Here is a 14,466-nt window from a genome sequence, read left to right as displayed (position 1 = left end):
AAAAAGCCGCTACACTCTGCGCATCATTTCTCTAGGAGATTACGCCAACATGAAGAACTAAACCTGTCATCCATATTTTTACTTATTTTTTGGATCAGCAGGGTTAGTAGGCGTAGCTCACTTTCCGATATTTCTTTGCAACAAGACAAATTTTTTATTTGACGTTTATCGTCGAGCTTTACATAAAGCTTAATGCGTTTGTGCACGCGTTTTGTTGCAATCTCAAATCATAGCTACGGCTGTTGTCCCTGTCATACAGGAGGCAAATTATGCCAGTTTTACAAGCTTTTAATGTTAGCCATCAGTTTGATAATGGCGAGACGCTATTCCAGTCTATTTCTTGTTCCATGACTAAACGACGTGTTGGTTTGGTTGGGCGCAATGGCATCGGTAAGTCGCTTTTGGCTTCCATTTTGGCGGGCGAAACTCAGCCTGCCAGCGGTGTTGTGACTTCTCCCTCTTCTTTCATGATGTATCGCCAGCAGCCGTCTGATTTGCTCTCAGGTCAGCAATCGATCGCCCAGTTTCTGGGAACAGACTCGGTCTTGCATGCTTTAAAGCAGATTGAACAAGGTGATGTTTCTGAGCATTGGTTCGAACTGGTTGGCGAACAGTGGGATATTGAACTGAAACTCAAACAGCAGCTTGCTGCGATGGGCTTGCCGCAAGACCCTGATTTCTCTTGTGCTCGGCTCAGTGGTGGTCAGTTGGCACGTTTGCAGTTATGGCAGTTGTTTGAAAACGAAACGGAACTTTTGATTCTCGATGAGCCATCCAATCACCTCGATACCGAGGCGAAACAATGGTTGATAGAGTCTATGAGGCATTTCGGTGGCGCGATTTTACTCATCAGTCACGATCGTGAGCTGCTGCGAGCAATGGAGGAAATTTGGGAACTCTCGGGCCTAGGCTTACAGGTTTTTGGTGGAAATTACGATGTGTATGCCGAGCAAAAACGCACTGAGCTACAAGCGGTCGAAAGGCAGTTAGCGCAGGTCGATAAACAGAAAAAACGGTTAGCTGAGCAAGCCCAGAAAAATCGCGAAAAAGCAGACCAACGCGCCGCGCAAGGGAACAAACTGCGCAAAGACGGCAGTCAGCCCAAAATTTTGCTTGATGGCAAAAAGGATAGCGCGACCGCCAGCGCCTCAAATCGCAATAAGAATGAGCAACTCAGACAAGTGCATTTACAAGCCAAAGAGCGGGCGTTGCAATCGCGACATGAGCAGCTCAAAGCGCAAAAGCTTTATCTTGCAGATAATCCGAACCGTTCGAAAAAAGTGTTGTCGATACAAGAAGGTATATTGCCTTTTGGGGATTCTACTCCTATCACTTTGCAGATTTTTGCGAACGACAAAGTCCATCTCAAAGGGAAAAATGGATGCGGAAAGTCAACCTTGTTAAAGACGTTGCTTGGCGAGTTGTCGTTGCTGAGTGGTGAGCTGCAAGTGAATACCCCCTTGTATTATCTCGACCAACACTTTGGCGCAGTGAATCCAAATCTTTCGTTACTTGAGAACGTAATGGAGACCTGCCAAGAGATGACGGAAAGTGAAGCGAGAACCTTATTGGCGGGGATCGGTTTTCGTCGAGACGCTGTGTTTCGGTTGGGATGCGTACTCAGTGGTGGCGAGAAGATGAAGCTCGCAATGCTGATCGTCAGCCATCAACACTCCCAGCCTTTGCTGCTGCTTGATGAACCAGATAACCATCTCGATCTCGAGTCAAAAATAATGCTTAGTCAGGCGCTAAATACATACAAAGGTGGATTTGTTCTGATTAGTCACGACCAAGATTTCGCTTCTGAGTCTGGGGTTTTGCGTCAAATCGAACTGAATTAGACGAAAGAGAGTAAACGCCATCGTAGCTCTTCAGCGTTGTTCCTAAGCTCTACACCTCCACTTACCGATATGTAGAATTGGCAGGAAATAAGGGAGTTAGGATGGCTTTCACAACTCGTTTAATGAAATTAGATTCATTTTGTCGATATATAGTAGAGTTCTGATGTATTGCACAAAAAGAAAACAGAAAAATAAAAAGGAATTTCATGAAAAAGAACACCCTAGCACTCACAACGGCTCTCGCACTCGGAAGTGTGTTGTCTGTGGCGTATGCAAATGAAGCGGCGCAATCGTCGGTTGAACAGGTAACCCCGAAAGCCATCACGTACCCAACCACACAAAAAGTGGATGTTGTCGATGACTACTTTGGTACAAAAGTAAGTGATCCTTATCGCTGGTTGGAAGACGATCTCAGCCCAGAAACCGCAGAATGGGTGAAGGCACAAAATGCAGTGACGTTTGATTATCTGTCGAAAATTCCTTACCGCGAGCAGATTGAAGAGTGCATCACTAAGCTCATGGACTACGAAAAGCAAAGCCAACCGTTCAAAGAGGGTAAGTTCACTTATTTCTACAAAAATGACGGGTTACAAAACCAAGATGTGCTTTATCGGCAGTTAGGTGATGGTGACGCAGAAATTTTCCTCGATCCAAATACGTTTAGTGAGGATGGCACCACATCGTTAGCGGGAGTGAGCTTTTCACGAGACGGTTCTTTGGTCGCATACAGTATTTCGGAAGGCGGTAGCGATTGGCGCAAAGTCATTGTGTTAGACACAGCAACCAAAAAGCCAGTCGGTGAAACGCTGGTGGATATTAAGTTCAGCGGCATCAGTTGGCTCGGCAATCAAGGTTTCTATTACTCAAGTTATGACAAGCCACAGGGGAGTGAACTCTCCGCGAAGACAGATCAACACAAGCTCTACTTTCATAAACTTGGAACGAAACAAAGTGAAGACCAGCTGATTTTCGGCGGCTTTGAGGAAGAGAAATACCGTTATGTTGGCGGCTATACGTCAGATGATGAACGCTACTTGTTTATCTCAGCCAGCGTATCGACATCGGGTAACAAACTGTTCTTTAAAGATCTGAGTAAGCCAAACAGCCCGCTTAAAACCATTTTAGATAACACCAGTTCTGATACTTGGGTAATAGACAACCAAGGCACGAAGCTGTACTTGGTTACGAACCTTAATGCGCCGAACAAACGCGTCGTGACGGTGGATGCGAGTCAGCCGCAGCCCAAAAACTGGAAAGATTTGATCCCTGAAACAAAGAACGTGTTACGCGTTTCTACCGCGGGTGGCAACTTGTTTGCGAGTTATATTGTTGATGCGATCTCGATGGTGAAGCAATACGACATGAACGGTAAACTCATTCGAGAAATCAAATTGCCTGATATTGGCAGCGCATACGGTTTCTCGGGTAAAAAAGATGAAACCGAAGTCTACTATTCTTTCACCAACTACAAGATGCCCAGCACTACGTATCGTCTGAACATCAAAGATGGTGATAGCGAGGTGTACTACAAATCTAAAGCGCCATTTGATCCAGCTTTGTATGACTCTCGCCAGGTGTTTTACACCTCAAAAGACGGAACAAAAGTGCCGATGATCATCACCTATAAAAAAGGGACACCGATGGACGGCAGTGCACCAACCATCCTATATGGTTATGGCGGCTTCAACATTAGCCTCACACCATCTTTTAGCCCGACACGTGCGGCTTGGTTGGAGCTTGGTGGTGTTTACGCGGTAGCGAACATTCGTGGCGGTGGGGAGTATGGTAAAGAGTGGCACAACGCTGGCATTCAAATGCAAAAGCAAAATGTGTTTGATGACTTTATTGCGGCGGCTGAATTTCTAATTGATGAAAAGGTAACGTCATCAAACAAGTTAGCCATTAACGGTGGATCGAATGGTGGCTTGTTAGTGGGGGCTGTTATGACGCAACGTCCAGAGCTGTTTAAAGTGGCGCTGCCAGCAGTCGGCGTACTGGACATGCTGCGCTATCATACTTTTACCGCAGGTGCTGGTTGGGCGTATGACTACGGTACGGCAGAGCAAAGTAAAGAGATGTTCCAATATCTGAAAGGTTATTCGCCAGTGCACAATGTAAAAGCGGGGGTGGAATACCCAGCAACATTGATTACAACGGGTGATCATGATGATCGTGTTGTTCCTGCTCACTCTTACAAATTTGCTGCTGAGTTGCAGTCAAAACAGGCGGGTTCAAATCCGACCTTGATTCGCATCGAAACCAATGCAGGACATGGTGCTGGCACACCAACGCGTAAAATAATTGAGACAAATGCAGATATTTATAGCTTTGCACTGTTCAATATGGGGATAGAGAAACTGCAATAGTGCGAATCGTTTGCGTTTTTAGTTAACGAAATGCATTGGTGCTTTTGCACTCGAAAATAAAAGGGAATCACAGAGTGTGATTTCCTTTCAATTTATTGTGGAGTAACTATTCTAAATTGACCGCAAGGCTAATTAAATTAAGGTATTTGCAATTTATTACAACTCTCTTCTTTACCTGAAGAGTAATATGCGATAAAAATAAAACTTGATCGCGATCACTTAACACCATTGCACTCCTTATTTATATGGTAAAATTAATTAATCATTTGTTTTAATGATAATTGAATTTTCATAAGTTTTAATATTCCCTTCTTCGTAAAGCTTACCAAATTTCAAGTTATATAAGATATAAGTAGCAGTGATTGAACTTTTACGACGCTTTATTTTATTTTAATTAAAACGTCTAATGTTTCGTCATTATTAAATTTGCTTTGATAATTTATATTATCCAAAGCGAGTTATGTTGCTTGCTATTTATGATGACCTCATGACGTGAATAATTTTATAATCATTAAAATGGATACAGTTTTATGAATTTAGTGAAACCGTCTGTTGTTATCATGGCAGCAGCCCTTCAACTCGCGTCTTCTGCTTATGCTCAGACAAATAATGACGAAGAACTACAAGATATGTCTGACCCACTTGCGGTTTACACCCAAGCGGGCTTTGGTATTACTGACAAAGGCGCGAACATCAAAATCGGTCAAACTTACCAATCTAGCCAGCCTGGCACCATGGCGATGAACATCATCGAAATGAAAGGCATTGGTGGTGAGCTATTTGGAATTCGCGACAATGACGATCCAATGTATGCCAATGTTGATGACAGCATTGACTCTTTCCGACTACGTAATTTCCAAGTAGAAGTCGCAAAAGGTCTAGGGCGTCAATTAGATGTAAACTACGATGTTGATAACGATAAATTAGATGCATCTTATAGCTTTATTCAAGGCCTACCTAAGTTTGGCATGTTGCAGTTATTTCCTTTAGCTGGTGCGGGTGTCACTATTGCTAATGATTTTAGTGGTGATGACAAAGGTTATGAAATTCCAGGTACTTTCACCGTTGTCGGTATGTACTCAAAAATTGAATTAACCGATAAAATCTGGATTAACTACAACCCAATGTATATGCATACATTGTCAGGGTCTAGTCAATATAAAGATACTTATTACGCGGGTGAAGATAATATCTTAACTCATGAGTTTGCGTTGTCTTATCAAATTAATCCTCGCGCAAATATTCGTTACTTTGCAAACTGGAATGAGCACGTTAATTTCGGTGATGGTGATCACCGTATCGAATTTAACTACCAATTCTAACTCCCTCGTTTATTTCCAGAATAGAAAGTGTGTTTATCCATATATTTAAATATTTAGGCTAGGGCACTTTCTACATAAAGTAGGTTTATCATGAAAGCCAAATATAAATTTGCGTTGGTATCTATTGCTATATCTTCTGCATTACTATCAGGATGCAAAACTGGCGATATCGCAACGAAAACTGCCCAAGCACCCTCTGTTGAAACCGTTACCCTAACCGAAACAAAAATCACTCCTTATCATACTTTTATCGGTCGAACTGAAGCGGTAAATGACGTTGATATTATGCCTCGAGTCGGTGGCGAATTAACCGCGATTCATTTTAAAGATGGCGATATGGTCGAAAAAGGCCAATTGCTGTTTGAAATCGACGACCGTCCTTACAAAGCGGCACTGGCGTATGCAAAAGCGTCGTTGCAAAAAGCAAAAGCACAACTCGTTCAAACTACGCGTGATGCAGAACGTGTGAAGAAACTCATCAAAGATAAAAGCATCAGTGAGCAGCAATACGATGACGCCATTGCTGCGCACGCCGCAGCGATTGCTTCGGTAGAAGAGGCGAAAGCGACGCTGGTTTCAGCAAGGCTCGATCTTGAATTTAGCTCTGTGCGTGCTCCTTTCTCTGGCCGCGTGGGTTTCAGCAACTTCCGAGTGGGTGACCGTATTTCGAAAATTCAACTCGTTCCTCTTGTTTCGATCACTCAAATCGACCCAATTCGCTTTGGCTTTGATGTGGATGAGAAGCTCTACCGCCGCGTAAGAAGTGCGATTGATGTGGCTCATCGTAACGATGACAAACTGGATGTTGATTTAACACTGACGCTTTCAGACGGTTCATTGTATCCGCTTGATGGCAAGATCTACGCCGTTGGCAATAAGATCGATTTAGAAACAGGCTCAATTCGAGCAGAAGCACAATTCGATAATCCAACTTACGCGCTTATGCCGGGTGAATATGGCAACTTGACCATCAAGCTGCGCAACAAAACCATTGATGGTTTGCTTATCCCATCGGCGGCTGTTCAGCAAGATCAAGCGGGTGATTACGTCATGGTGGTTGGTGATGATCACGTGGTGTCTCGTCGTAACGTTGAACTCGGTCAGACCTACGGTGTGAAACGTGCTGTGCTGACTGGCTTGGCGGCTAACGAAAAAGTCATCGTCAATGGTCTACAAAAAGTGCGTCCGGGTGCAACGGTGAAAGACGTTGAACTACAGAGTGAACAAGGCTGAGTGAGTACTGATGTTAAGTAAATTTTTCATTCACCGGCCGAAGTTTGCTTTGGTGATCTCACTGGCGATGACATTGATGGGTATGATCGCCCTGAAAGTCTTGCCAATTTCTGAGTATCCTCAAATCTCTCCAACGGTAATTACGGTGAGCACCATGTATCCGGGTGCAAACGCGGACGTGGTTAAAAAGACCGTAGCACAACCGATAGAAGCCAAAGTCAACGGCGTTGAAGACATGATTTACATGTCTTCTGTGATTGGTAACGATGGCTCATATACATTGCGTATTTACTTCCGAGTGGGCGCAGATGGCGATATGGCGCAGGTTCGTGTGAACAACTTGGTTGCACAGGCGACGTCGTCTCTACCACAAGAAGTAAACCAAATCGGTGTGACGGTTAAGAAGAAATCTTCCGACATGCTGGGCGTTATCACACTGCGTTCCCCGAAACAGTCTTACGACAGTATCTACCTTTCTAACTACGCGGATCTCAATATCGTTGAGCGTCTAAAACGTATCGAAGGTATGAGTGACATTACGCTGCTGGGTAAGAAAGACTACTCAATGCGTATTTGGTTGAACCCAAATAAACTGGCTACCTTGAAGCTTTCTGCTAGCGATGTTATTGGCGCAATTAAAACGCAAAATATCCAAGTGGCGGCGGGTAAGATCGGTGGTATGCCAGCTCCGGGTGACCAGCAATATCAATATGTTTTGCAAACCAAAGGTCGCCTTACTTCTGCGGAAGAGTTCGAGAACATCATCATCCGTGCGAGCAAGAAAGGTTCTTTGATTCGCTTGAAAGATGTGGCTCGTGTCGAAGTTGGCGCACAAGGTTACGAAGCTGATGGTCGTATGAATAACGAACCAGCCGCCGTTCTGGCCTTGTACCAGTTGCCGACAGCGAACGCGCTAGACGTGATGGAACGCGTGAAAGAGGCCATGAAAGAGTACGAGAAATCGTTCCCAGATGATTTGGTCTACGACATCGCGTATGACTCTACCGAATACGTAGAGACATCGATTGATGAAGTGTACGAGACGCTGGTGATTGCGGTACTTCTTGTAACCTTCGTTGTGTACGTTTTCTTGCAGAACTGGCGAGCGACCATCATTCCAACCTTAGCGATTCCTGTTTCCATCATTGCGACGTTCGCAATCATGGGCGTGATGGGCATGACCATCAACACCATTTCGTTGTTTGGCTTGATCCTCGCCATCGGTATCGTGGTGGACGATGCGATCATCGTGGTGGAGAACGTGGAGCGGGTTATCCATGAAGAGCATTTAGACCCGATTCCGGCCACGATCCAAGCTATGAAAGAAGTGACGGGTCCAGTATTGGCAACAACGCTTATTTTGTTGGCGGTATTCGTACCGGTTGCGCTATTGCCGGGTATTTCTGGTCGAATGTTCAACCAGTTCGCGGTCACCATCTGTGTGTCGGTGCTGATCTCTGCGATCAACGCATTAACGTTAACGCCAGCGCTTTGTGCGTTGATGTTGAAATCTACTCACTCGCAACCTATTGCGCCTTTGCGTGCGTTTAACCGAGGTTTTGAAGCAATAACGCGCAAATACCAAGGTTTAGTTGGCTTCTTGAGCCGTCGTATTGTGCTGAGTATCGGTGTTTATGGCGCGCTTATTGCGGTGCTGGCATTTGCGTTCATGACCGTACCTTCTTCTTTCGTACCGAACGAAGATAAAGGCGTGTTCATGGTCGAAATGCGTTTGCCAGACGCAGCAGCATTGCAGCGTACTGCACCATTAATGAAGAAGTACGTTGATGAGCTAAAACAGATGGAAGGTGTGGAGAACGTGGTTTCGGTTGCGGGCTTCTCGGTAATTAACATGGCGTCGATTCCAAACTCGGGCATGTTGATCATCAAACTGGATAACTGGAGCAAACGTAAAGACCCTGAGTTACACCAACGCGCATTGATGAATAAAGTTAACCAAATGCTGAACTCAACGCCAGATGCCGCTTCGTTCGTTTTCGCGACGCCGGCAATCAAAGGCATGGGTGCGGTAGATGGTTTCAACCTTGTGCTGCAAGACAACTTGGGCCGTTCTCCACAAGAGTTGGCAAAAACAACCGCTGATTTTGTTGCCCAAATCAATCAACTGCCTGAAGTGGCGCGTGCGTTCTCGATTTTCCGTGCGAACATTCCGCAACGTTACATCGATATTGACCGCGATAAAGCGATTTCGATGGGCGTACCGTTGAATGAAATCTTCAGCACACTGCAAGCACAGTTGGGCGGTGCATACATTTCTGACTTCAACTTGTTTGGTCGTTCGTACCAAGTGAAAGTGCAAGCAGAAGAGCAATACCGTGACAACATCGACGACATCGACCATCTGTTTGTTCGCTCAAGCTCTGGAAAAATGGTGTCACTGGCAACGCTAGTGAAAGTGAAGCCGATCTTTGGCCCTGATACCTTATCGAACTACAACATGTTCAGTTCTGCAACCGTGAACGGTGCGCCAGCGCCAGGTTACAGCTCGGGTGATGTTGTAAAAGCCATTGAAAAACTGGCTGCGGAATCTTTGCCAAGTGGTTACTCGTACGAGTGGTCAGGCATGACTTACCAAGAGATGAAAGCAGGCAACATGGCGCCAATCGCGTTCGCATTGTCTTTGCTGTTCACCTACTTGTTCTTGGTGGCTCAGTACGAAAGTTGGACCATTCCTGCTGCGGTAATGATGGCGGTTCCCGTCGCGATTCTCGGCGCAATGGGCACGCTACTGCTGGTGGGACAACCGTTCGATTTGTACGTGCAGATTGGTGTGGTCATCTTGATTGGTATGTCCGCCAAAGTGGCGATTCTTATCGTGGAATTTGCCAAAGTTCTGCGAGAAGAAAAGGGCTTATCCATCATTGATGCTGCCAAAGAAGCTGCTCGAATCCGTTTCCGTGCAGTACAGATGACTGCGTTCGCCTTCATCTGGGGGGTATTCCCGTTGGTGATTGCATCGGGTGCTGGTGCGGCATCTCGTCACTCACTGGGCTTTGCGGTCTTCGGCGGCATGATTCTCTCTACGTTTGTAGGCACGTTGCTGACGCCGGTGTTCTTCGTGATGATGCAATCTCTGCGCGAGAAGTTTAAGCGAAAGAAACCCTCTGAACTTGAGGTGAGCGAGCAATAACGCTGATTTCAACCGACTGACTCCACAACACCCCCACGCTGTGTGCGATTGGCCAATGCCTTTCATTGATATACAACCACCGTCGCAGCGTGGGTTCTCCTAACAATAATAGGTTTTAGCATGAAAAATCTTTCAAAAATCGTCGTAGCGAGCTCTCTACTGACGTGTGCTGCTGCGCAAGCGGGCGGGTTATACCTTTACGAAACAACAGCATCGGATATTGGTTTGGCATCCGCTGGTATGGCGGCTCGTGCGCAAGATGCCTCAGTAATGGCAGCAAACCCGGCTGGTCTGGCGAATGTTTCTGGTAAATCTTTCTCTGGTAACCTGATTGGCCTTTACGGTGACGCGCAACTAGACACGATGACTGGCGATGCGGGCAACGTGATTGGTTTTGTTCCTATGGCGTCGGCATTTTACAGCCAACAAGTGAACGACAAATGGACGCTGGGTATTGGTCTGTATGGCAACTACGGTCTTGGCCTAGAATACGAAGGTCTTTTGAATAATCATTTAGATATTCCTACAGCAACGACGCAAGCCTTGACCATTCAACCTTCCGCTTCTTACCGCATCAATGATCACTGGTCTGTGGGTGCGGCGCTTGGCATTCAGTACGGTATGTATGAAGTGGAAACGAAGGGAGTCTTGAACTTCAATGACGAAGACCAAGATACTCAGGTCAACGGCCGAGTAGGTGTGCTTTATGAGGCAACACCAGGCACGCGTCTTGGTCTGTCTTACTCTTCTGAAACCGAATTTGAATTCGACAATAGCAACTCCATTGCTCCGCAACAACTGATCTTCAGTGCTTACCATGAAGTGAATGATGACCTAGCGGTGATGTGGAACGTGAACTGGCAAGACTGGAGCGAATACACAACCACGCTGAACGTAGAGACACAAGACACTTACCAAATCGCATTGGGTACTCAGTACAAACTGAATGAAAAAATGATGTGGAATGCAGGTTTTGCATTCGATACCAGCATGTATGAAAGCCAATCAAACGGTGACATTACCGTTCCTACTGGCAAGGCATACCGCATTGGTACAGGCATTGATTACAAATTGGATTCAGAAAACTCAATTGGTTTCGCGTTTGAAGCGATCTTGATGGAATCGTCAGAAACGCCACGCTTCCAAGCTGGCTTTGATGAGCCTGCTCTGTACTTCATGAGCATGAGCTACAACTGGAAAAACTAATCATTCCTAATCGCTAAAACGCCTTCCTTACAGGCCATTCTACCCTAACTACCTGCACTGGATTCTGTCACGCCATCTAAGGTAGTTAGGGCGCTTTTGTCACATCCAGTGAGTGATGATTCAAAAAGTATCTGCGCAGCTAAGTGCGGGTATTCAACATCTCAAAGGACTAAAAAATGAAAAATAAACTAGCGTTAGTGTGTACGACTTTGTTGGTCAGTACGCTGGCTCATGGTGCCGAGCATCGAGTAAAAGACAATAAAAACAAGTTGGCGGATGACCCAACAAAAGTCATCACGAAATTTGGCGCGTCTTACGCAAACAACTACGATTTTGATGATCAAAACATCTCATTCTCGGGCTCACTTGCGCTTGACCAAGCGCGCAAAATTAACCTGCGTATCAATGATGATGCGAGCGAGTGGCGTATTGGTGGCTCGTGGTTGTTTCCGGTCGGTATCGTGAACTTCAACTTCGGTAAAAATGAATACGTAAACGGCGCGGATCAAACCAACTACAGCGTTGGTACCTTTATGCCGCTAAGTTATTTCGGGATTGAGCCAGCAGGCTTCCAAATTTTCCCAATGGCAGGCTATACGTACAATACTGGTGATGTTCCTGTTTGTGACGGTGCAGAAAGTAGCCACTGTAGCGAGCCTAACTTTACGGGCACTCCAAGTGCAGAGAATGGCTTCAATATGATGAGCTCTTCAGGCAGCAGCGGTTACGTTGGTGCATTTGCGCTGAAATCGTTTACCAAAGAACTGACGTTAATCAGCTTCGCAGCGGGCACTTACGGCTCAGAAAACAGTGAAGGAGAGAACTACAAAGGCTTCTTTGGTGGTATCGGCCTTGGTTACCTTGTGAACAAACGCCACTCTTTTAACGTAATGACGTTTGTCATGGACAACAACACCTATCTGGATGAAGCAGACAAGCGTGTTGCGGTATCGTACCAATATCAATTTGAATAATGGAAACACAGCGCTAATGCATTTGTGACGTCCAGTCCGTCAACACAAGCGAGCCTGTGATTCGAGCGTGTCACTGACATTATTTCAGCCCTTGCTCAGTGATGAATACTGAGGAAATTCTCAAGCAGCAATGCGAGAGATAGCACAGCATGAATTAACGCCAGTGATAACGTTCAATCGGCTTACGATTGTTCTTCAATACTCTTCTGGTATTGATGTTTCAAAACGTACATGCGCTTCACGTCACGATAGCTGCCATTAATGAAGTACTCTTCGATAAGATGGCCTTCCTCAATAAAGCCGCACTTTTTATACAGATGGATGGCAACTTCGTTCTCAACCGCAACCAATAGGTAGATTTTGCGTAAGTTGAGGATGGAGAAAGAGTAATCCAATGCGCGATGAATCATTTCCATCGCATAACCACGGCCTTGATGGTCTGGCGCGATGATGATTTGAAATTCCGCACTGCGGTGGATGTAGTTGATTTCAATCAGCTCCACCAAACCAATCAAAATGCCGTCAGCGTCTTCAACGACAAAGCGTCGTTCTGCGTCATCGTGAATGTGTTTACGGTAAAGTTCTTCGAGTTCGTCATAGGACTCGTAAGGTTCTTCAAACCAGTAGGCCATGATATTGCGATTGTTGTTGAGTTCGTGGATAAAACGCAAATCAGAACGTTCTAATGCACGCATTTTTAGGCCTTTTTTCATCCTGTTTCTCCAATGAGTGGGAGGGCAAATCCTCCCCGGTTGATGCTAGAAAATCTTAACGTATCTTAGGGAAAACACCTCGCATATTTTTATCAACTTTGTCATTTGTATCAACGGATATTTGACCTGCGTCAAACTTTGTAAGTTGCTAAAATCATTAATAATACTCGTTAATCCAGACGATAAAAAAGCTGATTAGTAAGGGAGGCTGATTTCATATTAAATACCGCGCAACGACTTCGTGTCTTAATCTAAACAAACAAGGTATTCAATATGTTTTCAATCGGTGACGTAGTAGTAGCGACTAAAGGTGTCGAGCAAGGCGAAATGGTTGTTACAGGTTTAAGCAGCGGCGGTTTTTACGCTCACGTTAAAGCTGGCGAAAAGACGCTAACTTACCCTGCTAAAGATCTTAAGAAAGCATAATTCAATTTGCTGACTTCTTAATCCCAAGTCAGCGCAAGGTGATTCACTCCTCATCTTGAATTTACTTGGGAATCGCAAAGGTAGCGCATCAGTCGCTACCTTTTTTATTGTTGATTCATCATCTCACTCATTGCTCATTCGATACGCCTTGATGCTCGCTGTGGTTGATTTCTACGCGATTTCTCCCGGTTTCTTTCGCTTTGTATAACGCTAAATCAGCACGTTTCACTAACGGCTCAAAAGAATCATCCAAGCCACACACTTGAGTTACCCCAATACTGGCGGTGAATGTCATATCACGCCCTGAATATCGAATCGTCGTGGTTTCTAAGGCATTTCGGATGGTTTCTAACGTATCCATTGCTTCTTGAGAAGATCGGCTTCTCAGGACGATAGCAAATTCTTCACCACCGACACGAGCAAGCAGGTCGCATTCTCGTAAATGCCCTTTAATGGTATTGGCAGCATGGATGAGAGATTTGTCGCCAGCGTCGTGCCCGAACTTGTCATTCAGTTTTTTAAAGTTATCTAAATCCAAAATCGCGACGTGGAATTTGATCCCTTGCGTGCGAAATTCAGAAAGACGATGCTCAATTTGACGCATGAACTCTCTGCGGTTTGGAATGCCAGTAAGATCGTCTGTGGTGGCGAGGTGCTCCATTTTCATGATCTGAATATGCAGTGCAATGTTCAACGCTATCCAGTTGGCAATGCATTGCAACTGTGCTGCTTGTTCCTTGGTATAAAAATGGGTTTGATGATGCGCGACGTTAAGCGTGCCCAAGCACATTTGACCATGCATCAGCGGCGCATCCATACACGTGCCCATACCGCTGGAGGTCAACATGACGCAATCTAGCTCGTCGGATTGAGAAACGTCGTCACAAATGATCAGTTGTTGGTTTTTGAACACACGCCCGACGAAGGCTTGATCAATCGGCACGAGAAAATCGGCAGGAATCGCTTTATTGCCGGAAAAAGAGTAGACCTTGAGGTAGTCACTGTTTTCGTACAGCGTAATGCTGGTGCGGTCAGATTCAAAAATCCGATTGATCCATTCTGCGACAGTATCGAGCACCTGCTGTAACGTCTGTGATTGAGCCAAAAAGTGAACGAAGCCGATCGGTAAACATATTGGGCTTTCCATGTTTTGCGTCGACAAGTCATTTGGGTCAAAAGTTCTTTCAAGTCTCAATAGCTATCTCCCTAGACATTCCTCTAAATGTAAACAATA

10 protein-coding genes are annotated in these 14,466 nt (G+C 45.3%); 8 read left to right on the top strand and 2 right to left on the bottom strand.

Translation table 11 applies throughout. The features are described 5' to 3' along the window. Nucleotides 1–269 precede the first annotated feature (269 nt). The 7 genes from ACF8CV_RS05560 (at nt 270) to ACF8CV_RS05530 (ending at nt 12,093) form a co-directional block, all read left to right on the top strand. Nucleotides 270–1,841 (top strand): ATP-binding cassette domain-containing protein, encoded by a 1,572-nt coding sequence (locus ACF8CV_RS05560; RefSeq protein ID WP_155007034.1) that lies wholly within the window; start codon nt 270–272, stop codon nt 1,839–1,841. 206 nt (nt 1,842–2,047) lie between these two features. Beyond that, a complete protein-coding gene (locus tag ACF8CV_RS05555; protein WP_138938032.1) occupies nt 2,048–4,207 on the top strand; it encodes a prolyl oligopeptidase family protein in 2,160 nt (719 codons plus the stop codon). Nucleotides 4,208–4,737: 530 nt separating this feature from the next. Then, a complete protein-coding gene (locus ACF8CV_RS05550) occupies nt 4,738–5,529 on the top strand; it encodes a hypothetical protein (protein WP_005479226.1) in 792 nt (263 codons plus the stop codon). 90 nt (nt 5,530–5,619) lie between these two features. Beyond that, nucleotides 5,620–6,762 (top strand): efflux RND transporter periplasmic adaptor subunit VmeP, encoded by a 1,143-nt coding sequence (gene vmeP / locus ACF8CV_RS05545; RefSeq protein ID WP_005391278.1) that lies wholly within the window; start codon nt 5,620–5,622, stop codon nt 6,760–6,762. A 10-nt stretch (nt 6,763–6,772) separates the two neighbouring features. After that, complete coding sequence (gene vmeQ / locus ACF8CV_RS05540; protein WP_021452513.1) at nt 6,773–9,913, top strand: efflux RND transporter permease subunit VmeQ; 3,141 nt, start codon at nt 6,773–6,775, stop codon at nt 9,911–9,913. A gap of 120 nt (nt 9,914–10,033) precedes the next feature. Then, the gene (locus ACF8CV_RS05535; protein ID WP_138938031.1) at nt 10,034–11,119 is read left to right on the top strand and encodes an OmpP1/FadL family transporter; all 1,086 of its coding nucleotides are present in this window, start codon (nt 10,034–10,036) and stop codon (nt 11,117–11,119) included. A gap of 176 nt (nt 11,120–11,295) precedes the next feature. Then, nucleotides 11,296–12,093 (top strand): hypothetical protein, encoded by a 798-nt coding sequence (locus ACF8CV_RS05530; RefSeq protein WP_005459709.1) that lies wholly within the window; start codon nt 11,296–11,298, stop codon nt 12,091–12,093. A 182-nt stretch (nt 12,094–12,275) separates the two neighbouring features. On the opposite strand, the gene speG is transcribed toward ACF8CV_RS05530, so the two are convergent. Next, entirely contained in the window at nt 12,276–12,806 is a 531-nt protein-coding gene (gene speG / locus ACF8CV_RS05525; protein WP_005488166.1) for a spermidine N1-acetyltransferase, read from the bottom strand. A 273-nt stretch (nt 12,807–13,079) separates the two neighbouring features. Between speG and ACF8CV_RS05520 the strand changes: the two genes are divergently transcribed. Next, nucleotides 13,080–13,232, top strand: a complete 153-nt coding sequence (locus ACF8CV_RS05520) for a hypothetical protein (protein ID WP_005459713.1) — start codon at nt 13,080–13,082, stop codon at nt 13,230–13,232. Nucleotides 13,233–13,359: 127 nt separating this feature from the next. Here ACF8CV_RS05520 and ACF8CV_RS05515 read toward each other — a convergent pair whose 3' ends face one another. Next, on the bottom strand, nt 13,360–14,427 hold the full coding sequence (locus ACF8CV_RS05515) for a sensor domain-containing diguanylate cyclase (protein ID WP_005459714.1): 1,068 nt from the start codon (nt 14,425–14,427) through the stop codon (nt 13,360–13,362). Nucleotides 14,428–14,466 lie beyond the last annotated feature (39 nt).

Source organism: Vibrio sp. zbq_1 (genome assembly GCF_043102935.1).
GTDB classification, from domain to species: domain Bacteria; phylum Pseudomonadota; class Gammaproteobacteria; order Enterobacterales; family Vibrionaceae; genus Vibrio; species Vibrio parahaemolyticus.
Note: the sequence above shows the minus strand (reverse complement) of the source record. Positions and strands in the feature narration are given on the sequence as shown.